This is a genomic window from Kitasatospora sp. CMC57 (genome assembly GCF_045866025.2).
Classification (GTDB): Bacteria; Actinomycetota; Actinomycetes; order Streptomycetales; family Streptomycetaceae; genus Kitasatospora.
The window spans coordinates 294889-318618 of sequence record NZ_AP035881.2 but is presented as its reverse complement, the minus strand read 5'-3'; the positions used below and the strand labels follow the sequence as shown (position 1 = coordinate 318618).

At 73.5% G+C, this 23730-nt stretch carries 20 protein-coding genes; 6 read left to right on the top strand and 14 right to left on the bottom strand.

Annotated features, from left to right (window positions below; all coding sequences use genetic code 11):
* Positions 1 to 16: 16 nt before the first annotated feature.
* Positions 17 to 1294, top strand: coding sequence for a hypothetical protein (locus ACKUU6_RS01475; RefSeq protein WP_407986527.1), 1278 nt, complete (start codon positions 17 to 19; stop codon positions 1292 to 1294).
* Between the two features lie 28 nt (positions 1295 to 1322).
* Here the strand turns inward: ACKUU6_RS01475 and ACKUU6_RS01470 are convergent, their stop codons facing one another.
* The 8 genes from ACKUU6_RS01470 to ACKUU6_RS01435 form a co-directional block, all read right to left on the bottom strand.
* A complete protein-coding gene (locus ACKUU6_RS01470; protein WP_407986526.1) occupies positions 1323 to 3374 on the bottom strand; it encodes an amino acid adenylation domain-containing protein in 2052 nt (683 codons plus the stop codon).
* Positions 3375 to 3542: 168 nt separating this feature from the next.
* Positions 3543 to 4031, bottom strand: coding sequence for a glutathione peroxidase (locus ACKUU6_RS01465; protein ID WP_407986525.1), 489 nt, complete (start codon positions 4029 to 4031; stop codon positions 3543 to 3545).
* 113 nt (positions 4032 to 4144) lie between these two features.
* Positions 4145 to 5812, bottom strand: a complete 1668-nt coding sequence (locus ACKUU6_RS01460; protein ID WP_407986524.1) for a sigma-70 family RNA polymerase sigma factor — start codon at positions 5810 to 5812, stop codon at positions 4145 to 4147.
* Positions 5813 to 6027: 215 nt separating this feature from the next.
* Positions 6028 to 6567, bottom strand: a complete 540-nt coding sequence (locus tag ACKUU6_RS01455) for an RBBP9/YdeN family alpha/beta hydrolase (protein ID WP_407986523.1) — start codon at positions 6565 to 6567, stop codon at positions 6028 to 6030.
* Positions 6568 to 6625: 58 nt separating this feature from the next.
* Positions 6626 to 8035, bottom strand: coding sequence for a leucyl aminopeptidase (locus ACKUU6_RS01450; RefSeq protein WP_407986522.1), 1410 nt, complete (start codon positions 8033 to 8035; stop codon positions 6626 to 6628).
* Positions 8032 to 10554 (bottom strand): hypothetical protein, encoded by a 2523-nt coding sequence (locus tag ACKUU6_RS01445; RefSeq protein WP_407986521.1) that lies wholly within the window; start codon positions 10552 to 10554, stop codon positions 8032 to 8034. Before ACKUU6_RS01445 ends, ACKUU6_RS01450 begins: the two co-directional genes overlap by 4 nt.
* Positions 10555 to 10939: 385 nt before the next feature.
* Positions 10940 to 12067, bottom strand: coding sequence for an aminotransferase class V-fold PLP-dependent enzyme (locus ACKUU6_RS01440; protein ID WP_407986520.1), 1128 nt, complete (start codon positions 12065 to 12067; stop codon positions 10940 to 10942).
* Positions 12064 to 13296 carry an MFS transporter gene (locus tag ACKUU6_RS01435; protein WP_407986518.1) on the bottom strand — a complete coding sequence of 411 codons (1233 nt, stop codon included), beginning with the start codon at positions 13294 to 13296 and terminating at the stop codon, positions 12064 to 12066. Before ACKUU6_RS01435 ends, ACKUU6_RS01440 begins: the two co-directional genes overlap by 4 nt.
* A 224-nt stretch (positions 13297 to 13520) precedes the next feature.
* Here ACKUU6_RS01435 and ACKUU6_RS01430 point away from each other — a divergent pair, with 224 nt between their 5' ends.
* The 3 genes from ACKUU6_RS01430 to ACKUU6_RS01420 all read left to right on the top strand — a co-directional run bounded on the left by ACKUU6_RS01430 (position 13521) and on the right by ACKUU6_RS01420 (position 15386).
* Entirely contained in the window at positions 13521 to 14723 is a 1203-nt protein-coding gene (locus ACKUU6_RS01430) for a PQQ-binding-like beta-propeller repeat protein (RefSeq protein WP_407986517.1), read from the top strand.
* 217 nt (positions 14724 to 14940) lie between these two features.
* Positions 14941 to 15102 (top strand): hypothetical protein, encoded by a 162-nt coding sequence (locus tag ACKUU6_RS01425; protein WP_407986516.1) that lies wholly within the window; start codon positions 14941 to 14943, stop codon positions 15100 to 15102.
* Positions 15102 to 15386: a hypothetical protein gene (locus ACKUU6_RS01420; RefSeq protein ID WP_407986515.1), complete on the top strand. Its 285-nt coding sequence runs from the start codon at positions 15102 to 15104 to the stop codon at positions 15384 to 15386. Before ACKUU6_RS01425 ends, ACKUU6_RS01420 begins: the two co-directional genes overlap by 1 nt.
* A gap of 30 nt (positions 15387 to 15416) precedes the next feature.
* On the opposite strand, the gene ACKUU6_RS01415 is transcribed toward ACKUU6_RS01420, so the two are convergent.
* The gene (locus tag ACKUU6_RS01415; RefSeq protein ID WP_407986514.1) at positions 15417 to 16370 is read right to left on the bottom strand and encodes a polysaccharide deacetylase family protein; all 954 of its coding nucleotides are present in this window, start codon (positions 16368 to 16370) and stop codon (positions 15417 to 15419) included.
* 191 nt (positions 16371 to 16561) lie between these two features.
* Here ACKUU6_RS01415 and ACKUU6_RS01410 point away from each other — a divergent pair, with 191 nt between their 5' ends.
* Both ACKUU6_RS01410 and ACKUU6_RS01405 read left to right on the top strand, forming a co-directional pair.
* Positions 16562 to 18166 (top strand): sensor histidine kinase, encoded by a 1605-nt coding sequence (locus ACKUU6_RS01410; RefSeq protein ID WP_407986512.1) that lies wholly within the window; start codon positions 16562 to 16564, stop codon positions 18164 to 18166.
* 51 nt (positions 18167 to 18217) lie between these two features.
* Positions 18218 to 18868: a response regulator transcription factor gene (locus ACKUU6_RS01405; protein ID WP_407986511.1), complete on the top strand. Its 651-nt coding sequence runs from the start codon at positions 18218 to 18220 to the stop codon at positions 18866 to 18868.
* A gap of 8 nt (positions 18869 to 18876) precedes the next feature.
* Here the strand turns inward: ACKUU6_RS01405 and ACKUU6_RS01400 are convergent, their stop codons facing one another.
* From ACKUU6_RS01400 to ACKUU6_RS01380, 5 genes are all read right to left on the bottom strand, one after another.
* Positions 18877 to 19866 carry a TolB family protein gene (locus ACKUU6_RS01400; protein WP_407986510.1) on the bottom strand — a complete coding sequence of 330 codons (990 nt, stop codon included), beginning with the start codon at positions 19864 to 19866 and terminating at the stop codon, positions 18877 to 18879.
* A complete protein-coding gene (locus ACKUU6_RS01395) occupies positions 19863 to 21119 on the bottom strand; it encodes an MFS transporter (protein WP_407986509.1) in 1257 nt (418 codons plus the stop codon). The genes ACKUU6_RS01400 and ACKUU6_RS01395 overlap by 4 nt, the downstream gene beginning before the upstream one ends.
* Positions 21119 to 22507 (bottom strand): discoidin domain-containing protein, encoded by a 1389-nt coding sequence (locus tag ACKUU6_RS01390; protein ID WP_407986508.1) that lies wholly within the window; start codon positions 22505 to 22507, stop codon positions 21119 to 21121. Before ACKUU6_RS01390 ends, ACKUU6_RS01395 begins: the two co-directional genes overlap by 1 nt.
* Positions 22508 to 22735: 228 nt before the next feature.
* The gene (locus ACKUU6_RS01385; RefSeq protein WP_407986506.1) at positions 22736 to 22867 is read right to left on the bottom strand and encodes a hypothetical protein; all 132 of its coding nucleotides are present in this window, start codon (positions 22865 to 22867) and stop codon (positions 22736 to 22738) included.
* Positions 22868 to 22925: 58 nt separating this feature from the next.
* Positions 22926 to 23684 (bottom strand): hypothetical protein, encoded by a 759-nt coding sequence (locus tag ACKUU6_RS01380; RefSeq protein WP_407986505.1) that lies wholly within the window; start codon positions 23682 to 23684, stop codon positions 22926 to 22928.
* Positions 23685 to 23730: the final 46 nt, after the last annotated feature.

Here is a 23730-nt window from a genome sequence, read left to right as displayed (position 1 = left end):
GCCGTAGGCTGGCCGGATGACAGCCGGGGGCGGATGGCAGGACGGGTGGACCGGCGGACGGCGGGCCGTTCAGCTCGGGGACGTGGCGGACTTCAACGCGCAGTTCGGACGGCCGGGGCCCGGCGCGTTGCGGCAGGCGCACCACTACTCGTGCCTGGCCGCGTTCTACACCCCGGACCCGGCCGTGCTGGTGCTGCCGCTCCAGGTCGAACCGGAGTGGACGGAGTGGCTGGCCCGGGTGCTGCGCTGGGATCCGGTCGAGGTGTACAGCGGGATCGCCCCGGACACCGGTCTCGCCGAGGCGCTGGCGGCCCGGCCGGGGCTGCGCGAGCGGATCAATGGCTCCGGTCTGCCGGTGCGGAGTTGGGGCGGGACGGGACCGGTGGTACGGCGGTTCGAGTCCAAGGCGGAGTCGCACCGGCTGTTCCGGCGGCTGGCCGCCGACCACCCGGCGGTCCGGGTGCCCGAGCAGTGGCGGCCGGGCTCGCGGTGGCGGCTGGCCGGACTGCTCCGGGCCCGCGCCGCCGCCGGGCTGACCAGCGTGGTCAAGGCACCGTACGGGGTCGGCGGCCACGGTACGGCTGTCCTGACACCCCGCCAGGTCCGGACCGCGGGCGGCGCGCTCGCGGCGCTGCGACGGTTGCGGGCGGAGACCGGCCGGCTGCCGCTGCTGGAGGAGTTCGTGGCGGGGCACGGTCCGCTGCGCGACCTCAGCTTCGACGGGGTGATCGGGCCGGAGGGCGCGGTGCACGCGGTGGGCACGGCCGTGATGCACATCGAGGGCACCGGCTACCGGGGTGCCACCGTCGGCCCGGACGCGGTGCCCGGCTCGCTGGCCGGGCCCGCCGCCGAGTTCGGGACCGCGGTCGGCCGGGTGCTCGCCGAGGCGGGCCACCGGGGCTGGTACGACCTGGACTTCGTGGTCGACGGGCTCGGCCGGCTCGCCCCCACCGAGACCAACCTGCGGCTGACGGGACCCTCGGTGGCCTTCATGCTGGCCGCCCGCCTGGGCGACGCGGCCCGCCACGTCCGGACCCTGGACCAGCTGCCGCTGGGTGCCCGGCTGCCGCAGCCCGCGCTGCTGGCCCACCTGGCCCGGCTCGCCGACCGGTGCGCGGCGCTCGGGGTGGGGCTGCTGCCGACCATCCCGACAGCCGGGTTCGATCCGCTGCCGTTCGCCGGGGTGGCGCTCTGGGCGGACACCGTCGAGCAGCTGGACGCGGCCGAGTACCTGCTGCGGGCCGCCAACCAGGCGCTCGCCGACCCGTTCGCGGGCGTGCTCGGCGGGCGCTGAGGGGGCGGCTCGGCGAGTGGTGGAGGGGTCACCGCTCTCCCGGCCGGCTCCGGTGCCAGGCGAGGAAGCCGATCAGGACCGCCGCCGCGCCGATCAGCGAGACATTGAACCCGTAGACCAGTGCGGCCTGCCGGGGCCAGTCGGTGGCGCGGCTGGTCCGGTACCAGTTGTCCTGCGGCCACCAGGCCGCGAGCAGCCAGGTGACGGCGAGTCGGGTGGCCAGAGTCAGGCCGGGCGGGCGGCCGTTACGGGCCAGCAGGGGGCCGCCGAGCAGCAGGAAGGCCAGGCCCAGGCCGAAGCCCGCGAACTCGACCAGGTAGAGCAGTTGGAACAGCGCGTCCCACGGCGACGGCACCCGGGACAGGTCGGTCGAACCCGGCCAGAAGCCGTCCGTCAGTACGGCGGCGGCCAGCGCCCCGGCGGCCGTGACGGCCGCCCACCTGGTGCCGGGGCTGAGCCGCCCGTACTCCGCCGCCAGGAAGCCGCCGCCCTTGGCGCCGGAGCGGGCCGCCTTGGCCGACCCCGCGCCGCTCCCTCCGGGTGCGGCGTGGTCGCGCGGCGCGGGCAGCGGCAGCGCGCGGATGTCGAGCTTGCCGGCCCGGGTCCTGGGCAGGGCCGGGAGCGGTACCACGGCCTCCGGCAGCAGGCGGTCCGGCAGCCGTTCGGCCAGGTAGGACCGCAGGGCCCAGGGCTCGGCCCTGGCACCCTCGGCCGCCACCACGTACGCGACCAGCCCGGTCCGCCGGGGCCCGGTCTCCACCTCGGCGACCGCGCTCTCGCGGACCTCCGGGTGGCCGCGCAGCAGCACCTCGACCGTCGCCAGCGAGGCGTCCGCCGCCGGGTCGTGGCCCTCGGCCCGGCCGACGAACTCCAACAGCCCGTCCGGCCGCAGCACCCCGATGTCGCCGGTCCGGTAGACCCGGCCGTCCTCGACGAAGCGTTCGGCGGTGAGTTCGGGCCGCTTGAGGTAGCCCCGGCCGACACCGGGCCCGGAGAGACAGATCTCGCCCGGCGTGCCCGGCGGCACCGGCCGCCCGGCCGGGTCCAGCAGCCGGATGCCGGTGCCAGGGAACGGCCGGCCGATCAGCGACAGCCGCTCGGGGTGGTCGGGCTCCTCGGCCAGCGTGGCGGTGTCGAACCAGGCGCTGTCCACCGCCGCCTCGGCCACGCCGTACACATTGACGTGCCTGACCCCGGGGCCTAGGTAGCCCTGCAACCGCAGCTGCTCGTCCAGGTACCACTTCTCGGCGCCGACCGAGAGCAGCCGGACGCCTCCCAACTCCAGTCCCAGCGGCTGGAGATGGGCGAACAGGCGGCGGAGGGTGTGGGCGTTGGTCTCCATCACGGTGATCCGCTCGCGCAGCAGCAGCTCGTGCAGCTCGGCGGGGGAGGCGGTCCGGTCCAGGGTGAAGTTGCGCTGCGCCAGCACCAGGACGCCGCCGCTGCACAGCGCCCGGATCCAGTCGGCGGTGAAGACGTCGAACTCCAGCGTCGCGGTCTGGAGGAACCGGTCCTCGGCGGTCAGCCCGTACACTTCGCGCCAACCCCGGTAGGAGTGCAGCAGGTTGCGGTGCTCGATCAGCGCGCCCTTGGGCAGGCCGGTGGAGCCCGAGGTGTAGAAGACGCAGGCGAGATCGGCCGGTCCGGCCGGATCGGGCAGCGGGCCGTGGTGCTCGGGGAGCTCGGTGCTGTCCAGGCAGAGCACAGTCCGCGCGGCGGCGTCGGTGAGGCGCACCCGGTACGCCTCCTGGGTGATCACCACCAACGGGTCGGCCTCACCCAGCACATGACGGATGATCCGATCCGGACCGGTCGGCTCCACCGGTACGTAGGCCGCCCCTGTCTTGAGCACGGCCAGCACGGCGGTCAGCAGGTCCGGGGTGCGGCCCAGCGCGACGGCCGCGAACTCGCCGCTGCGCAGACCGAGTTCCCGCAGGTGGTGGGCCAGCCGGTCGGCCCGATCGTCCAGCTCGCGGTAGCTGAGCCGCTGCTCGCCGCAGACCAGCGCCGGAGCGTCGGGCGTCAGTCGGGCGTGCTCCTCGAAGAGTTGGTGAACCGTCCGGTCCTCGGTCTGCTGCACTGGTCCGCCCTTCCCCCCGGGGGGACGGTCCCGCGCCGCCCCATGACAGTGTGCAGGCAATGAGGGCAGTGAACCGACGGTGAACGTACGGTAGTTGCAGACCTGTCACCTGGCGGGCACAGCACGGAGCCCGGCCGGGCGGACCGGCCGGGCTCCGAAGGGGTCAGGTCAGGCGGGGAGGTTGGCCTCGATCAGGGCGACGAGCTCGGGGGCCTCGGGCTCGGTGCGCGGACGGATCCGGGCGGCCACCGCGCCGTCGGGGGTGATCAGGAACTTCTCGAAGTTCCAGGAGACGTCACCGGCGGTGCCCTCGGCATCGGCCGACTTGGTCAGCTCGGCGTAGAGCGGGTGCCGGTCGTCGCCGTTCACGTCGAGCTTCTCGAACAGCGGGAAGGAGACACCGTAGGTGGTGGAGCAGAAGGTCTGGATCTCCTCGGCGGTGCCGGGCTCCTGGCCCATGAACTGGTTGCACGGGACGCCCAGCACGGTGAAGCCGCGGTCGGCGTAGCGCTGCTGGAGCCGCTCCAGGCCCGCGTACTGCGGGGTCAGGCCGCACTTGGAGGCGACGTTGACCAGGAGCAGCGCCTTGCCCTTGTAGTCGGCGAGCGAGGTCGCCCGGCCGTCGAGGGTGCGCAGCGGGATGTCGTACAGGCTCACGAGGGAGTCCTTCCGGTGGAACGAACGAGGATGGCCGAGCCGCACAACCGTCGGGAGGCGTGCGGTATTCCGTCGCGACCCTGTCAGGCGGGGATCGTCAAGGCCGGGACCCGTCAGGCCGGCGCGCCGAAGTTCTGGGTCCACCACGGGCCGCCGGAGGCGAAGTGGGTGCCGAGGCCCATCTCGGTGAACGCGCAGTTGAGGATGTTGGCCCGGTGGCCCGGGCTCTTCATCCAGGCGTCCATCACGGCGGCGGCGTCCTGCTGACCCCGGGCGATGTTCTCGCCCCAGGTGCTCCAGCGGTAGCCCGCCGCCTCGATCCGGGGCTGCGGGCCGTTGCCGTCGGGGTTGGTGTGGCTGAAGAAGTTCCGGGCCGCCATGTCGTCGGAGTGGCCCTGGGCGGCCGCCTGGAGCTTGCTGTTGGCCTTCACCGGGCCGCAGCCGTTCTTCGACCGCTCGGTGTTGACCAGGTCGAGCACCTGCTGTTGGGCGGCGGCCGAGCGGTTCGCCGCAGCGGTGACCGGAGCCGGGGGCGCGACGGAGGTACGGGCGGGCGAGGGCGCGGCCGGGCTCGGGGTGAGGGTGGGGCTGGGTGTCGGCGCTGGCGTCGCGGAGGGTGAGGCGGTCGGGGTGGCCGAGGACGGGGTCGGTACGGGCGACGGGGAGGTGGCCGGGGCGGAGACGGGCGCGGCCGCGTCGACCTGGACCGGCTGGGCCGTGACCCCTGCGACGGCCGCACCGTCGATCAGCGGCGGGGCCTGCGGCGAGGAGCTCCGGTCGGCACCCACGACAGCGACCACCGCGACGGCGGCCACCGTGGTGCCGATCACCGCGACCAGCACCCGTCGGCGGGCGCGCGGCTTGGCTCGGCGCCGTCCGCCGCCGCTCCTCCCGGGCCGCTGGGCGGCCGCCCGGCGCGCGGCCGCCCGGCCACCGGCCGGCACGGCGGGGACGTCCGACGGGGGCGTGAGGTCGGTCGGGGTGCCGCCCGGGTTCGACGGAGAGCCGATCGGGAACGCGACCGGCTGGTGCGGTACGGGCACCAGCGCCAGGCCGGCCAGCAGGCCCTCGGCCGGGAAGAGCCCCTCCCACTGCTGCGCGCAGTACCCGCACTCGCGTGCGTGCCGGCCGATCCGCTTGCGCCAGAGCGCGCCGGGAGCGCCGTCCCACTGCGCCGTCAGCTCGGCCAGCTGCGGGCAGGCGGGCTGGACGGCGAGTGCCCGGACCACCACCCGCGCGGTCTCCAGCTGGCCCTTCATCCGCTGCACCCGGACCGCCGCGTGCTGCGGGGACAGCTCCATCGCCTCGGCCAGCTCGGCCCGACTGAGCTCGCCGGCCGCCTCCAGCCACCACAGCGAGAGCAGCTCTCGGTCGTCCTGGTCCAGCCAGCGGGTGGCCTCGGCGACCTCGCGGCGCTGCCCGGCCAGGCCGAGCCGGACGATGGTGAGGTCCACGAAGTCCGCTCCGGGGTCGGCGGAGTCGTACGTCAGCCCGATCGGGATCTGGGCCTGGCCGGAGACCTGGTGGCGGCGGCGGACCTGGTTCATCGCGATGGCGACCAGCCAGGAGCGGAACCCGGCCGGATCGCGGAGCGAGGGCAGGTGGTCGACCGCGCGGAGCATGGTCTCCTGCACCACGTCGTCGGTGTCGGGGTGACCGTTGAGGGCGCGGCCGACGATGTTGTAGACCAGCGGCAGGTGAGCCCCGATCAGTTCGTCGGTGGCCTGCTGCTCACCGGCCTGCGCCCGGCTCACCATCCGCTCCGCGTCGTACCTGTCCATCCGCCTGGTCCACCTTGTCCGTCGGCCGGTCCGTACTGCCCTGTCGTGAATGGGAGATCAGCGGGCCGTCCGCCGATAACGGAAAATCTTCCGGGAGCCGGCGACGCCCGGTACCGACGGGAGCGTAATCGATGGCCGGCCGGGCCTTTCCGCGCCTCGGGGCCGGGGGCCGGGCCATGGCTGTGACCAAGGTCACCGGAAGCGGCGTGCCGGGGTCAGGCCGTCAGCTCGGCCAGCAGTGCGCGGCCCTGCGGCCAGTTGCCGAGGGCGGAGGCGGTGTTGAGGTGGCCGCCCCGGCCGACGGCGGCGAACGTCGCGCCCCAGGCGTCGGCGAAGGCCCTGGCCCGGTCGGCGGTGCACCACGGGTCGTCGTCCGAGGCGACCACGGTGGTACGGAACGGCAGTGGGGCGAGCGGGACCGGGCGGAAGTTCACCAGCTCGGGGACCTCGGCGGTGTCGATGTCGGCGGGGGCGACCAGCAGCGCGCCCAGCACCTTGGCCGTCAGCTCGGGCCTGGCTCCGGTCGCCCAGTGCGCGACGGTGATGCAGCCCAGGCTGTGCGCGACCAGCACCACCGGCGCGTCGGCATCCGCCACGGCCCGGTCGAGGGTTGCCACCCAGTCGGGCCGCTGCGGCGCGTCCCAGTCGGCCTGCTCGACCCGCCGGAACCTGGCCGGGTCGGACCGCTCCCAGTAGCTCTGCCAGTGCTCGGCCTCGGAGTTCTGGTATCCGGGCAGGATCAGGTGGGTGCTCATCGGAGGTTCGGCCCTCTCTACGGCGGACGGCGGACGGTGGACGGTGCGGGCACCGACCTTAGTCTCCGCGCGGGAGCAGGTAGTCGATCAGGGTTCGGACGCCGACGCCCGTACCGCCGGGGACCCATTCGCCGTCGTCGGTGTCGGAGAGTGCCGTGCCCTGGATGTCCAGGTGGGCCCAGGGGATGGTCGGCGGGACGAACTCGCGGAGGAAGAGGCCCGCGAGCAGGGCGGTGCCGTGCCGGACGCCGATGGTGTAGTTGGCCAGATCGGCCACCCGGGAAGCGAGTTGGCCCCGGTACGCGTCGGGCAGGGGTAGCGGCCAGAGCTCCTCGCCCGCCCGGCGTCCGGCGGTACGGAGGTCCTCGACGAGGGTGTCGTCGGTGCCCAGCACGGCGGTGATCCGGCGACCCAGGGCGACGGCGGCCGCGTCGGTGAGGGTGGCGAGGTCGATGATGGCGTCCGGCGTGCTCTCTCCGGCCAGGGACAGGGCGTCGGCGAGGATCAGACGGCCCTCGGCGTCGGCGTGCCGGATCTCGACGGTGGTGCCGCTGCGCATCCGCAGCACGTCGCCGACCCGGACCGGGTCCGCGTTCGGCATGTTCTCGGTCAGCGGCAGCCAACCGTCCACCGCGACCGGGCAGTTCAGGGCGGTGAGAGTGGACATGGCAGCGAGGACGGCCGCCGCTCCCGCCATGTCCGCCTTCATGGCGGCGAGTTCGGCGTTCGGCTTGAGCGAGAGGCCACCCGCGTCGTAGGTGACTCCCTTGCCGACCAGGGCGATCCGCCGTACCGCCGGGGTCGCGGGCCGGTAGCCGAGCCGGACCAGCCGGGGTGGCTGCAGGGAGCCACGGCTGACGCCGAGCAGGCCGCCGAGCCGCTCGTGGGCGATCCGGTCGGCCTCCCAGACCTCGCACTCCAGGCCGGTGTCGGCGGCGATCTTCCGGGCCCGCTCGGCGAACTCCGGTGGGGTGAGCGCCTCACCGGGCTCGTTGACCAGATCGCGCGCCAGCAGCACGGCTTCACCGACCCGCAGTCCGGCGGCGAGCGCGGTGCGGGCCTCCGGGGTGCCTTCGGTGACCAGGTCGATCCGCTGCCCGGGGACGGGCGGGGTGGTGAAGTACCCGGCGAAGCGGTACCCGCCGAGCAGGTAGCCCTCGACCAGCGCCCGCAGTTCGGCGCCGGGGACGCGGACGGCCAGCCGCCGGTAGCCGGGCACGGCCCTGGCCAGCCGGGCACCGGCCGCGCGGGCGGTGTCGCGGTCGTACTTGGCCCGGGGGCCGCAGCCCAGCAGGACGGTAACGGGGTGGCCGGGCAGGTGCAGGGTCTGGCCGGGCGTGCCGGAGAAGCCGCTGCCCGCCAGGAAGGCGGGACTCAGGTCGGCCGGCAGCTCGTCGGACCAGACCGGCGTCACCACGGCCTCGGCGTCGAGCGGCTGATCGGGCGTCAGCCGCCACTCGGCGCTCATGCGGTCCGCGCGGCGCGGCGGGCCGCGCCCCACGCCTCGAGGTCGGCCAGGTACCGCGCGGCCAGCTCGCCCATCCCGTTGGCCGGGCCGACGGCGGCCCAGCCCCGAGCGGCGGAGACGGCGTACGGGTCGATCCGGAGCGCCTGGAGGTAGCAGTCCTCGGCGAGCAGCGGCTGCCCGGCCCGCGCGAAGCAGTCGCCCGCCGCCGCGTAGCCGAAGGCGGTGGAGACCGGACCGAGCCGGGCCGTGCGCAGGTAACTGTGTGCCGCCTCCTCGTACTTGTCCTCCTTGAGCAGACCCTCCGCGACCTCGATGTGGGTTTTGGGCTCGTACGGGTCGAGGGCGAGCGCCTCGGCGACCAGTCGGTGTGCCCGCTCGTTCTCGCCGAACGCGTAGAACTCCTTGGAGCGGCTCTCCACACAGGCCCGGAGGTTCTCCCGCCGCAGGAACTCCTGGTACTCGCCGACGGCAGGCACCGCCCTGGCCAGCTCCTCGGCGCGGTCCATGTCGGCGGCCAGCCGGACGGTGTCCCGCTGCAGGAAGGGTACGTAGCTGACGCTGCGGTAGAACCGGCTCTCCATCATCATCTTCTCGAACGGCGAGTACTGCGGATCGGCCAGCAGCTCGGCCAGCGCCTTCTCGCCGAGCTCCCGCCAGGCGAGCGCGGTCTTCAGCGAACCGGTCTCCCGCGCCTCGTAGATGACCGAGAAGACGGCGATCACGAACCGCAGGTGCGTCGGGCAGGCCGGGTGCTCGACGATCGCCGAGGAGTTGGCCGGGGCGGTCACCGAGGGCCGCCCCACCGAGCCGACCCAGCGGACCACGTCGAGCCAGTGGTGCAGCCGCAGCTCGGCCGCCGTGCTGAGCTCGGCGGCCGGGGTGAAGGGGATCAACTCCCGGACCAGCTTGATGAATCCGAGCCGGTAGAGCACTACGGCGACCTGGTGCTGCCGCTCCGCGTCGTACGTGGCGAACTCCGCCACCCACCCGCACAGGGTGTCCCAGGCGGGGGTGCGCAGGCGGCCCGGGAGTTCGGCGGGGTGGGCGACGGCGAACTCCGTCAGCCCGGACTCGCGGATCAGGTTGGTCCGGAAGGCGGGTGGCATCAGCCGCTGCCAGTTGACCTGCGGCGGGGTGCCTCGCTCGGCGAACTCGAAGGCCAGGGTGGGCAGTCTGGCGTACAGGCCCGGCGAGGCGGACTCGCCGAGGTTGAAGTACGCCGCGTGCATCCGGTAGTGCCAGTTGTTCGCGTACGGGCGCTCGGGGTCGCGGGTGGCGGCCTGCCGGACCACCTCGGCCAGTGGCTCGTCACCGGCTTTCAGGCAGCTCGCCACCAGCCGGTCGCGGGTCGCGGAGGCGCGCGGCGCGGCCCGGAAGGCCCGCTCGGTGAGCACCCGGGCGAACTCGGCCTGCCCGGTCTCCTCGGCGCACTCCGCCGCGTGCAGCAGCGCGAACCCGGTTCCGTACGGCCCGAGCCGGGCGGCGTGCAGGAAGCCCGCCAGCGCCTCCTCGGGCCGGCCCGCCCGCCGGTGTGCCTGAGCGCTCTGCATCCGCAGCTTCACACAGCTCGGGTCGATCGCCAAACCCTCGGTGAGAGCCCGCTGTTCGGCCTCCGTGTCGCCCAGCCTGACCGCCATCTCGACCCTGCGGTCGATCAGCCGCCGCCTGGTCTCCAACAGCACCAGGGCGTCGTCCTCGTCGGTGGCGGTCAGCTCGTCGACGGACTGTTGGGCCGCCGTCAGCCGGGCGGCCGCTCCGGCGAAGTCCTGCTGCCGCTCGGCGTACATCACCTCGCGCAGGGCAAGGCGGGCCTCCAGGACGGTGCGCTGAAAATCGGTCAACTCGCCCGCCAGCTCGGCGAAGAGGCGGTTGGCCCGGTCGAGGTGGTGCGGGACGGCCGAGTCGTCACCGCCGTGCCGGGCCAGCAGGTAGCCCCAGCCGGCCACGGACTGGACGTGTGTCAGGGTGGGCGCCGGGTGGTCGACCAGCGGCCGGTAGGCGGCCGTCGTCCGGTCGGTGAGACCTTCGAGGCCGAACAGCGCCACCGCTCGGGTGGATTGGAGCCCCGCCGTCACCGGGTCCTGGCAGGCCGTGCCGTTGAGGTCCGCCGGTACGACGTCCAGCACGGCGGGCAGCAGACAGGCGGCTATCAGCCAGTGCGCCAGACCGGCCAGGTCCACGGCGTCCAGGTCGGCGCGGTGGCGGTACGCCTCGGCCATCCGCCGCCAGGCGGGGGAGGCCAGCTCTTCGGGCAGTTCGGTCGGATCGGCGGCCCGGTAGCGGTGCAGCCGGGACTCCTCGACCAGCAGCCGCCGGTAACTCGCGGGCATCGTCATACCGAAACGCAGTGCACCCGGAGTGCGCTTCTCGAACCGACGGGCCGCCAGGATCGCCGCCCGGGCCTGAATGACCGTCAACGGGCTCTCGGCGCCGTCGAAGTACGGGCGGTGAACCTCGAAGGTCAGCCAGCTCGGGGCATTCACCCCGGCTGTGCCGTGACTGAACTGCCAGCGGTCCACGGTGCCATTCCCATCGTTGTCGAAGTGCCTCGGAGTTGCCCCCGAAAGTGCCGGCGGCGCGACCCGAAGTGCCGTCGGCGCCCCGCCGGAGAACTGAGATGCGCCCTGCGACCAGCGGTCACAGGGCGCAACACCAGGGGGACGGATCAGGTGGCGTCGTCCATCAGACAGGTCCAGCAGTCAGCCGCACCCGTGGTGATCTCGACCTCGTCCGCAAGGGACTCCCAGGACTCGTACGACATTTCGTACTCCCTTCACCGAATGACCGGACACGTATATTCGCGCCGGTGCTGGTGAGGGGAAACTATGACAGGCCGTCAGGTTCCGTCAAGCGCAATCCGGCGTATTTCTGGCGTAATTCGAGCGACCTTGTCAGGTATTGCAGTCAGGGTGTCACTGAAGCCTTCAAGTCGTGAATCCTGGAGAGGAAGAGATCGACTTCCTCGTCCGTCGTCCAGTAGTGCGGGGAAACCCGCACGAGGCCCGCCGGGACGGAGACCTGGACCGCCGACCCGACCAGGGCGTCGACGAGTCGGGCGCTGTCCACGCCGGGGGCCGAGAAACTGACGATGCCCGAGTGGGAGGACGGCTCGGGCGGGGTGGCGAGGGTGTAGCCGATATCGGAAACACCCGTCCGTGTTCGCTCCGCGAGCCGGAGGACCCGGTCGGCCACGGCGGTGAGGCCGACGGTCTCCAACTCCGCCAGTGCGGCGGCCAGTCCGGCCATGCCGACCATGTCGTACATGCCGCCCTCGACCCGGGCGGTGGTGGACCGCTCGGGGAGCCGGTAGCTCAGCGGGCCCGGGCCCTTCATCAGTTCCGCGGCGCCGTCGAAGCCGAACCAGCCGGTCGGGGTGGACCTGAGCAGATCCAGCCGCCCGGCCCGGCAGAAGAAGACGCCCGTCCCCGGCGGCCCACCGAGCCACTTGTGGCCGCCCGCAGCCAGGAAGTCGACGGGGGTGTCCGCGAGCGAGAGCGGCAGGGCGCCGAGGCTCTGCACCGCGTCCACGCTGACCAGGGCACCGACGCGGGCCGCGAGGGCGCAGACCGCGTCCAGGTCGATCCGGAAGCCGGTGGCGAAGTTGACGTGGCTGACGGCGACCAGCCTGGTCCTGGGGCCGATCGCGGCGGCGAGGTCCGCCATCCGGTAGCCGCCCGCGTGCATCGGCACCCAGACCGGTTCGACACCGAGCCGGGAGAGCCCGGTCCAGGGGCGGACGTTGGCGGGAAAGTCACGGTCGAAGAGCACCACCTGGTCACCCGGCCGCCACTCCAGACCGTCCGCGACGAGGTGCACGCCCGTCGAGGTGTTGGGTACGAAGGCCACTTCCTCCGGGGTGCAGTCGAGCAGCCGGGCCATCGACCTGCGGGCGGCCAGGCGGGTCGCGAAGATCCCGCCGAGCCGGGCGCTTCCGTACGGCAGCACCTCGGTCAGCACGCTCCGCATCGCGCTCACCGCGGCGGGCCGAAGCCGGCCGAAGCCGGCGTGGTCCAGGTACGCGCTCTCCGTCACCGGGCCGTCTCCCCGACCGGCCGGGGCGGTCGGCCCGGGGCGCCGGCCGTGACCGCCGCCCAGGCCGCGACCAGCAGCGGGACGCCGTGCAGCAGCAGCACCCACTGCGGCACCCAACCGGGTTGCAGGGCAAGACTGGTGACGAGCAGCCCGGCCATGAAGCCGCTGTTGACGACGATCTGACCGAGGCCGAAGGCGCGGCCGCGCCGGTCGTCGGGCAGTCGCTGCATGGACTGCTTGAAGGTGATCTCGCTCAGGGAGTCGCCCAGCCCGGCGACCACGGCGCAGAGCAGCCGGGGCCACCAGCCGTCCAACCAGAAGATGCCGATGAACCCCGCCGACATGACGATGGTCGCCAGGCAGAAGACCACCATCGGGTTGCGCTCGATGACCCGCTTGGCCAGCGGCCTCAGCCCGAAGCTCGCCAGCAGCAGACCGGCCGCCCAGCAGGCCCAGACCGAGCCGGAGACGAAGGTGGGCGATTCGGGCCGCAACTCGCTGCCCAGGATGGGCAGTCCGACGTGCTGGGAGGCGCTGCCGAAGGCGTCCAGACCGCGCAGCACCACCAGCACGGCCAGACCCGCGCCGACCAGCAGCGGCCAGGCTCCGGTCCGGTCCCGCCGGGCACCGGCCGCCGATCCCGGCTCGCGCATCCGCAGCCGGAGGGCGGTGAGCACCAGCGCCGAGAGCGCGTAGGTGCCCGCGTCCAGGGCGAAGACGCCCCGGTAGCCGATCAGCGGCACCAGCACGGTGGCCAGACCCATGCCGAGCATGAAGGCGAGGCCCTTGAGCCCGGCCAGCACGCTGTTCACCACCTGGGTGCGCTCCCCGGCCAGGACCGGTGTCGCAGCGGACAGCGTGCCCTCGAAGACCGAACGGCCGGTGCCGATCAGGGCGACGGCCGCGTACAGCCACCAGTTCTGCACCGCGTCCGGCAGCAGTGCGAGCAGGGCGAGCATCAGCATCCGGACCAGGTCCGCGCCGATCATCACCCGCTGTCGGTCCCAGCGGTCGCCGTAGCGGTGGCCGAGGCGGCCGCCGGCGATCGCGCCCGCGTACAGCGCGGTGCTCACCAGGCCGGTGGCGAAGGCGGAGTGGCTGCGCTCCCAGACGAAGACCGACAGGCAGATGAAGTCGAGCGAGTAGCCGATGTCCGAGATCGCTTTGGCGGCGAGGAACACCCCCAGGTCACGGCGGGACGCCTGGGGCGCCGGGCCGGTGCGGGTCACCGCTGCACCAGAAGCATCCGTCGCACCCTCCGCTCGCTCCGCCGGGTGTGCCGCCCCAGTGGGCATCCGGACCGGGACCAGCGTCCCAGTGGTTGATCGAATTGGGTAGAGGGCAATTGCCGGGAGACCGTGCACGCGGACGGCCACGCTCGAGCCGGCGCCTTCCGGGCCTGGTGGGGCCCGTTATCCTCCTTGGTCACTGGACGCGGGAGGGGTGGGCCGGGGTGTACACGGGGGAGCAGGTCGGGTCGATAACGCTGGACGAGCCCGAGGGTGGTGGTGCGCCGACGGAACAGTTGGCGGCGGCGCCGGGCGGGCCGTCGCGCCGTCAACTGCTGCTCGGTGCGGCCGCACTGGCGCTGGGCGGATCGGCCTGGTGGTTCGGCCTGCGAGGGGAGCGGGAGCCGGAGCAGCGCCGGGCCGCCGTCTCCGGACCCGAGCCGCTCTGGACGTACCGGTGCGAAGTGCCGCATCTCGCACAGCGGTTGACCGGCGCCGGGACGGTGCCGCTGGTGGCGACCGCCGACGAGCTGTACCTGCTGGCACCGGACAGCGGCACTGTGGTCAAGCGGATCGAGCTGCTGGGCGGAGGTGCAGGGTCGGCCGCCGATGACCTGCTGGCGGCGGGCACTCTGGTCCACCAGGCCGGTGTCGGCCGGTTCGTCGCGTACGGAGCCGGGCCCGACCGCTCGACGGCGATCCCGCCCGAGGCCAGCCGGTACGGCCGACTGCTCGGCGCGGACGGGGATGTGCTGTTCGGGCTGGGCGGCCTCGCCGACGGTCTGCTGTTCGCGCTTGAGCTGCCGACCGGCAGGGTGTGGTGGGTCCGGTCGAACCGCGAGGGCGAGGGCTTCCTGACGGCTCTGCAGCCCGCACTCGGTGGCCGGTTGGTGGCGCGCAGCTCCCGGGACGAGGTGGTCGCGCTGAGCGCGGCGGACGGGTCCGTCCTGTGGAGCACCCCGGCCGACCAGGCGCTCAGCTGGCGGGAGTGTGACGCCGAACGGGTCTACACGGCCCGGCGCGCCAACGGTGTCCGGGCGCTCGGGCTGGCCGACGGCAGGCCGGGCTGGGTGGTCGAGGACGAGAGATCGCGTCCGATCCGGCCGCTGGCCGCCGACGGTGCGCTGTACCTGCTGCGCGACACCGGCGAGGTGACCCGGAACCAGCCCGCCGACGGCAGCGAGGTGTGGTCCTGCCGACTGCCGTTCCGGCTCGACTCCCGGTGCCGGCCGGTGGCGGTGGGCGGGACGCTGTTCGTCCCCGGTCCGGCCAGTGGCGGGGTGTGGGCGCTGGACATTGCGACGGGTGCCGTGCGGTGGACCTTCCGGGACGCCGAACCGGGCGTCCAGGTCTGGCGGTTGAACACCGACGGCAGGCGGCTGTTCGCCGGTCACGACCGGGTGGTGCACGCGCTGCCGGTCAGCTGAGCGTGCGGTCGCCCGACGTGCTCTCGTCGTCCCCGCTGCCCCCGGTCCGGTGCTCCCGGGATCCACCGAGCTCAGGACGGGGCTGCTCCGCTGGTCACCATGCGCATGACCAGGGGGACGGCGGGGAATATGACAACTGGTCAGTCCGGAGAGCCGAGCCCGTCCGGCACCGATCATGCTCGCAGCGCGATACGGTCTGTGCACAGGAGGTGACGGCATGGTGGACACGCAGGTCTGCCCCGCGTGCGGGGGCGGTCGGTTGACCGAGAAGACCGAGCACACCGTCGAGACCGACAGCCGGGGTGACCAGGTGGCCCGAGTGCACCGGTACGTCTCGCCGTGCGGCCGCTGCGGTGGCGCCGGGGAGGTGACCGGCTGATGCGGCTGGTCTTCCGCTGCCAGGAGTGCGAGCTGCACTACCTGCCGCCCGAGGAGCTGCAGTACGGCGACGGCAGTCCGGCCAGTCCGGTCTGGTGCAGCGCCTGTCAGGCCAGGATGGCCGCCTGCGGCATCGCCGAACCGCCTGCGGCGGCGGCGGTCGCCCTGCTGGCCGCACGTGCGGCGGCCGCGGCGGTCGAGTTGGCCGCGCCCCGGCAGCTCCGCCCCGCGCGGGCGGTGCGGTCGGCCCGGTCCGGCCCTGGCACCCGGAGCCGGCTGCGCTGAGCGCGCGCTCCACAGGGGGCTGACCCGGCGTCAGCCCAGGTAGTCGTCGAGCCGGGCCAGGGCGAAACCCTGTTCGGTGACGGTACGCAGGACCTGACGGGCCATGTCGGTCATCGACCCGGACCAGTCCTCGGTGCCCCGGAAGTGGGTCAGGATGATGTCGCCCGGGTGCAGCCGCCGGTCGAGCTGGCGGTACTCCATCCGGTCCGGGAAGGCCTCCTCGTTCCACATCGGCACCGCCGTGATGCCGCAGGAGCGGGCGGCGCGCAAAGTGTCGGTGGTGTACTCGCCGTACGGCGGCCGGAACAGCACCGGGCGGACCCCGATCTCGCGTTCGAGCTCGTCCTGCTGGCCGCAGATCTCGGCCCGCTGCTGGGTGTAGTCCAGTCTCCGCAGGTCCTTGTGGTTGACCGTGTGGTTGTTCACCCGCACGCCCTGCTCGTTCAGGTCGCGGAAGTAGCCGTAGTCACTGCGGGCGAGGTAGCCGGAGACGAACGCGCTGAAGGGCAGGCCGAGTTCGCGCATCATCCGGTTGAACCGGAGGTCCTTCTCCTTCCCGTCGTCCACGGTCAGGAAGACCACCCGGTCCTCGGTCGGTACCCGCCGCACCAGCGCGGGCAGGTCGTCCGCGACCCGGGTGACGTGTGCCCCGGCGCTGAGGACGGGCTTGCGGGCGGGCGCGGGCGGAGCCGTGAGCGGTACGGAGTCCAGGCCCCAGTCCCGGGCGGACTCGGCCTGCTGACGCTCGGTGAGCACCCGGTCGGCGCCGGCCCGCAGCGCGCTGTCCTCCTGCTCGGCGGCCCGCCCTGGCAGCATGGCGGGCCGGCCCGGCAGGGCGGCGGCCTGGAGCGCGACCGGCGGCTGGGGAGCCCGGGAGGCCGCTGTCCCCCCGCTCTCGGCCGGGCTGCCGCAGCCGACCGCGGTGAGCGCCAGGCAGACGCCAGTGGCCAGTCGGGCCCAGGACGCCCGTGATCCGAATTGCATACGTACAGATCATCCGGACGAGGATGCGAGGGCGAAGCAGGCGCGCCGGGCAGTCCACCGGATGCCGTACCGGACGGCCCGTGGGTTGCCGTACCGGACGGGCCGTCAGGTGGGCCCGCGACTTTGGTCGCGGTGCGGTCGCGACCAACGGCGACTGCCCGTGGGGCCCCGGCTCGCCTACCCTCGCACGAGTGGTGATCGAGCGGATCGTGAGCGGGGCGGGAACGGTGGTGGCCAGAGCGCTGCCCGGACCGTGGCGGCGGGGTGTCGTGCTCCGGGAGGGCTCGGCCGCGCTGCTGGTCGGCCTGGTGAGCGGCGGCCTGGGGTCGGTCGGCGCGGACGGGCCGGTGCCGGGCACGGTGATCGGGCTCGGGGCGGCGTTGCTCTTCCTGCTCCGGCGCGGGCTGCCGGGCCTGGCCCTGGTCGGCGCGGCGATCGGCAGCGGCACGCTGGGCAGCTGGCTGCCGCTGCTGATGATCACCAGCTGGTCGGCCGGCCGCCGGATCGCGCGGGCCCGCCACGCGGTGGCGCTCTTCCTGCTCTCCTTCGTCCTGATGACGGCCGTCTCGCTGCTCACCGACCTCGACGAGATGCCGCTGCCAGCCCTGATCGGCGTCGGTGTCGGCGGCTTCCTGCTGCTGGCCGTGCTGCCTGCGGTCTTCGGCCGCTACCGGGCCCAGCGCGGGGCCCTGCTGATCGCCCTCCAGGAGCGAAACGAGCAGCTGCTGCGCGAGCGCGCCATGATCGCCAGGCAGGCCCGGCTGCGCGAACGGCACCGGATCGCCCAGGACATGCACGACAGTCTGGGCCACCAGCTCGCGCTGATCTCCGTGCACACCGGCGCGCTGGAGGTGGACCGCAGCCTGACCCAGGGTCAGCGCGAGGCCGTCACGGTGCTCCGGCAGGCGGCGGTCGGCGCGATGCGGGAACTGCGCGGCGTGGTCGGTCTGCTGCGCGACGAGTCCACCGGCGAACCCCAGGAGGTGGGCGGCATCGGCGAGATCGAACGGCTGACCGGCGCCTCCCGGGCGGCGGGCACCGAGGTCACCCTGAGCCGGACCGGCGGGGTCAGGGAGCTCACCCCCGCCACCGGCCACGCCGCCTACCGGATCGTCCAGGAGGCGCTGACCAACGCGCACAAGCACGCCCCCGGCGCGCCGATCGGCGTCGCGCTGCGGTACGAACCGGACGCGCTGCTGGTCGAGGTGGTCAACGGCGCGGGCACCGCCACACCCACCGCCGCCGTCAGCGGTGGCCAGGGGCTGACCGGTCTGCGTGAACGCACCCGGCTGCTCGGCGGGATGCTGCACGCGGGGCCCGCCCCTGACGGCGGCTACCGGCTGGCGGGGGTGCTCCCGTACGACGGCTCCGGCGGGCCGGTGACCGAGGACGACCCGGACCTGCCCGCCGCCCCCGCCGAGGAGCTGCCTCGGCGGCGGCCCGCACTCGGCTGCGCGGTGGTGGTGGCGGGCGTGCTGCTCAGCGTGCTCGGCCTGCTGCTCTGGGGCGGCGTCAAGTTCTTCGAGTCACTGGACCGGGCCACTCTGCCGGACGCCCGGTTCGACTCCTTCCAGGTCGGCCAGTCCGAGGCGGAGATCCGCGCCCAACTGCCGCCCGGGAGCCACCTGATGACGAACGGCTACCCGGCGGCGGGCCCGGCGGTCCCGGCCGGGGCGGACTGCGCCTGGTTCACGTCGGACCACCAACCGGACCAGCTCGCCAGCTCCAGGGTGTCCCGGCTGTGCTTCCGCGACGGGGTGCTGGTGGAGAAGGTGCACTACCGTGCGGACGACTGAGACCGCCGTCGACCGGGTGGCGGCACCTCACCGGACGGAAGGCCAGCGCACGTGATCCGAGTCCTCGTCGCCGACGACGAGCCGCTGATCAGGGCGGGCATCAGGATGATCCTGACCAGCGCCGAGGACATCGACGTGGTCGCCGAGGCGACCGACGGGCAGCAGGCCCTGGAGCTGGCCAGGGAGCACGCGGTGGACGTGGTGCTGCTGGACATCCGGATGCCGGTGCTCGACGGCCTGAGCGCGCTGGCCGAACTGCCGCGCTACGCACCGGCGGCCAAGGCCCTGGTGCTGACCACCTTCGGTGAACGGGAGAACGTCCTGCGGGCCGTCAGTTCCGGCGGGGCGGGCTTCCTGCTCAAGGACACCGCCCCCGCCGAACTGATCCTGGCCGTCCGGGCCGCCGCCGGAGGCCACGCCTTCCTCTCCCCGGCCGCCACCCGGCACATCGTGGACAGCCTGGCCACCACCCCGGCGGCCGGCGCCCGCGCCGAGGCCGCCCGGCGCAGGCTGGCCGCCCTCTCCCCGCGCGAACGCGAGGTGCTCGACCTGCTCGGCGAGGGCCTCTCCAACGCCGACGCGGGCAGCAGGCTGGCGATGAGCGAGGCCACGGTGAAGACGTACGTCAGCCGGATCCTGGCCAAGCTCCGGTGCGAGAACCGGGTGCAGGCCGCGCTGCTGGCCCGGGACGCGCTCTCGTAGGTCCGGCGTCAGCCGACCGCCACCGGGGAGGAGGCGCCCGGGACGGCGAGCCGGGGTGTGCCCGCGCCGTTGGCCGGGACGGACCAGAGGTCGGTGGTGCGGCCGTCCGCGTTCGGGAGGGCGTAGGCGACGGTGCTGTCGTCGAGCCAGGCGGCCTGGTCGTCGACGCTGCGGGATTCGGCGAGCGGCTGTTCGGTCATCGTGCGGAGGTCGAGGACGTAGAGCCGCCAAGGGGAGTCGGTTCCCTCGCTGACCCGCTTCTTGAAGGCGATCCGGGAGTTGTCGGGGGAGAGGGACGGGCACTCGACGTTCTCCCGCAGGGCGGTGGCGGACCAGGCGGCCAGGTCGCCCTCGACCAGGTAGGTACGGCCGTTGGTGGAGGCGGTGGCGTAGAAGCGGTTGTCGTCGCGGGCGAAGGTCACGCCCCAGTAGTTGATGTCGGGGGCGTGGTAGCGGGCGCCGTCGATGGTGAGCGGGATCTGTTCCATCGACTTGATCAGGTAGCCGGTGTTCAGGTCGAGGATCGAGGTCCGGGTGGAGAACGCGGAGGTGGCGTAGGAGTCGCCGGTGGCGAACATGGTCCAGGCGAGCATCCGTCCGGAGGCCGACACCCGGGCCCGGTTGGGGATGCCGGGGAGGGTGATCCGGCGGGTCTCCCGCAACTGGCGGTCGAGGACCACCACATCGGCCCTGGCCGGCAGGCCGGGGAGCCGCTGGAGGCAGAGGGCGGTGTCGCCCGCGGCATGGAAGCGCTCGCAGGAGGGGCCGCCCACCACCGAGGCGGCGTCGGGGCCCGGTGGTCGGTACGCGACCCGGCCGGTGTCGCTGTCCCGGTAGTAGAGCCGGGGTCCGGCCAGGGTGAACGAGGAGTCGGCGGTGGTCCGTTGGGGCTCGGCGTGCTGGCGGGCACGGAGGACGTAGCCGAGCGAGCCGCCGCCGAGCAGCAGGACTGCCAGCAGGACGACCGCGAGGCGGGCGCGCGGGGAGAGGGCGTTCACGCAGCAGTGCCTTCCGGGGACGAGGGGTGCCTGAGCAGCAGCCAGGCACCGGTCAGGGCCAGGGTGAGCAGGGCCAACGCGGCATACAGGGCGGGGCGTTGGCCCCAGAGGGTCCAGGCGGCGCCGAATCCGGCGGTGCCGAGCAGACGGGTCAGGGCCTGTCCGGTCTGCAGCAGCGCCAGGCCGCCGGCCCGGCCGGACGCGGGCAGGACCGGTCCGGCGAGGGCCATCAGCACACCGTCGGTGGCCGCGTAGAACACCCCGAGCAGCACCAGGACCAGGACGATGGCCACCGGCCGCAGCGGCGTCAGCAGCACGGTGTACACGCCGAGCAGGGCCAGGTGCCCGCAGAGGAACGGCAGTCGGCGCCCGACCCGGTCGGCGATCCGGCCCGCCGGGACCGCCAGCAGCAGGTAGCTCGCGGCCACCCCGAGTGGCAGCAGCGGGAACCAGCCCGGTGACAGGTCGAGTTCGCGTTGCAGCAGCAGATAGACGAAGGAGTCGCCGACGGTGGCGGCGCCGAGCAGCCCGGCGGCGGCCAGGACGCGCCGGAAGGCGCGGTCGCGGAGAGCGGCGAAGCGCTTGGTGCGTACGGGAGTCGCCCTGGTCTCCGCCCGGCCGCCAGGGACGTACAGCAGCAGCACCAGCACGCCGAGCAGGCCGATGCAGAAGCTGACCACGAAGACGGCGTCGTACGCGTCGGCGGTCGCCCAGAGCACGGCGAACGCGGCGAGCGGGCCGAGCAGGGCACCGGTGGTGTCCATGGCGCGGTGCACGCCGAACGAGCGGCCCAGGGTCTCCGGCGGGCCGCTGAGCGAGATCAGGGCGTCGCGCGGGGCGGTCCTGATGCCCTTGCCGATCCGGTCGGCGGCCAGGGCGGTGGCCAGGCCGGCCGTGGCGCCGCCCGCGAGCAGCAGGCCGAGCCGGGAGCAGGCGGAGAGCAGGTAGCCGATCCCGGCGATTCGCTTGTGCCGTCCGCCCCGGTCGGCGGCGTGACCGCCGATCAGCCGGACGAGGGCCGAGGCGCCGTTGAACAGGCCGTCCAGGAAGCCGAACTGGAGCGGGGAGAGCCCCAGGCCGACCACCAGGTAGAGCGGCAGGACGGCGGTCACCATCTCGGAGGAGACGTCGGTGACCAGGCTGACCGTGCCGAGCGCGATGACGGTCGCGGGGACCCGGCGCCCCGCCCCGCCGCCGGTGGGCGGCGAGGCGGGAGCGTCGTCCCGGCGGCCGGTGGTCGCCAGGTACGTCATCAGTGGCAGCTGTACTTCGGGCTGGTGTCCTTCACCTGGCCGTCGATGCCGACGTAGGTCCAGCCGTAGCCGGTGTCGGTGAAGTCGAGCTTCAGCACGCCGTACTGGCCGCTGATCCGCTTCTGGCTGTTCGGCTGCACGGTCTCGATGTCGTAGGGCTCGGCGCCGCCCATCCCGCCGACGATCTCGACCATGCCGGCCGAGGTGGCCTTGCCGTCCGGGTCCTGCGGCGCGAACCGCTCGTAGTGGTGGTCGTGCCCGTTGAGGATCAGGTCGGCCTTGGCGGCGTACAGGATCTTCCAGACCGGCTTGGAGACCGGGTCGTTGCCGTGGCCGCCGGAGGAGTACAGCGGGTGGTGCCAGTACGCCGCGATGCAGGACTTGGCGTTCTTCGCCAGGTCGGCCTTGAGCCAGTCGATCTGGGCGGTCTGGTCGAAGGAGTTGGAGTCGAGGGCGATGAAGTGCCAGTTGCCCTCGTCGAAGCTGTAGTAGCTCTTGCCCTGCGGGTAGGCGATCGCGCCGAAGTACTCCTTGTACCCCGCCAGCGAACCCGCCGGGTCGTAGGTCTCGTGGTTGCCCGGGATGGGGTGGGTCTTCGCCTTGAAGGCGCCCCAGCTCTTGTCGTAGTACGCGCGGTAGTCCGAGATCCGGGCGTCGTCGTACTGGTTGTCACCCATCGTCAGGTAGAACTTCGGGTTGATCTGCTGGGCGAGCGCGGCCGTCTTCGGGTGGGCGCAGGCGCTGTCCGCGGCGGTGCACTGAGCGGCGATGTCACCGGCCGCGACGACCGTGAAGGCGCCGGTCGGCGTGGTCGGGGACGGGCTGGGTGTCGGCGTGGGCGTCGGGGTGCCGCCGCCGAAGTTTCCGTAGACCTCGACGCCGTAGAGCGAGTAGCCGTACGAGGTGCCCCGGGCGGTGCCGTAGACGCGCAGGTAGCGGCCCTTGCCGCTGAGGCCGGTCCAGTCGTCGGTACCGCCGTTGCCGGCGGTCTCGTTGGCGATCCTGGTCCAGGTCGAGCCGTCGTCGGAGAGCTCGACGCGGTACGTCTTGCCGTACGCGGCCTCCCAGTTGAGGGTGACCCGGCTGACGGTGGCGGTGGCGCCGAGGTCGACCCGGAGCCACTGCGGGTCCTTGCCCTCGATGCTGGCCCAGCGGGTGGCCGCGTTGCCGTCGAAGGCGTTCTGGGCGCCGTAGGAGGAGCCCTCGACGGAAGAGGCGGTGGCGGGCTTGCCGGTCGAGATGACGGTGTCGACGGCGGCGCCGGCCCGTGCGGGCGCCACCAGCAACAGGCCGCCGACCAGCAGGAGGACGGCGGCGAGGACGGCGGCGACGGTGCCGGGGCGGGTTGCTCCGGTCAGTCGTTGGAGGGGTTGAGGGTGCAGGCGCATGTCTGAACTCCCTGGCCTGGGAAGGGGCGAGAGCTAGGTACTGGAACGGACCGCTGCTCCCCTCGGACGGGGGATGGCGCTCCAGCGGCCGGGTCAGAGCTCTCACTGAGCGCGTCATGCCCCGAGGTCAGGACACCGCGCCGAGCCGCCGCGGTGAATGCTAGCGGTTAGGAAAGTTTCCTACCAGTGGTCGGCCGACCTGATTCCGGACCCCTTCCCGGTCCGGGATCAGTGCCACTGGGAGGACGTGCCGCTGCCGCCGAGGGCCCAGACCAGCAGCAGGATCAGCCCCACCACCAGCAGCACCATCAGTACGCAGCCCGATATCCCGACCAGTCGGGATGATCTCTTCTCGCTCACCCGCCCATCTCAGCGGGGTGGTCAACGAACAGTCAAGTGTGCGACCCGGTACGAACGTTCAGGCCTCGGCGGCCAGTCGGGCGAGCGCCGATTCGGCCAGGTCCAGCTCCTCGGTCCGCTCGGCGCGCAGCGTCGGCAGCAGCGCCAGCGCGGCCCTGGCCGCCTCCGGCGCGGCGTCCGGGTCGGCCCGGACGGCGGCGACCGCGGCCTGCAGCGGCATCGGGGTGAGCGCGGTCTCCCAAGCGGACCGGTGCTCGGCCGTGGCGTAACGGGAGGTCAGGAACTCGATCGGGGAGAGCGCCAGGCCGTCGGCCCCGTCCGCGCGGTCCGGCTCGGTGAGGCGGTGCTCCGGGAGCAGCCAGGCGATGCCGTCGCGGGCGATGAGTTCGAAGGCCCGGTTCTCGTCCGGGACCGCCGAGCTGCCGGTGGTGGCGGCCGCCAGCAGCCGGGTGAGCATCCGCTCCTCCCGCTGATCGGCAGTGCGTTCCGGGTACGGCCGGTCGCCGATCATCTGCTCCAGGTGGTACCGCTGCCCCCAGTTGCCCACCCAGCGGTGCAGCGCGCCCGCCCTGGTCTCCCGGATCGCGGCCAGCGCCAGCGCCCGGGTGGTCAGGTCGCGCCGGGCCAGCACCGCCGCGTTCTCCGGTCCGTCCTGCGTCAGCGCCGACCGGACGGCGGCCACCGCCGGGCCGTCGTACCAGCGGAGGGTCCAGCTCTTCCGGGCCGGGTCGAACAGCGGCTCGACCTTGACGCGGTGCTGGGTGCCGAGCCGCTCGGCGAGCCGGCGGAGGCGCGCCTCACGTGAGGTAGGGGGCATGACCGCACCCTAGCCAGCCGACCCCGGCGCGCCGCGCGACCCGCCC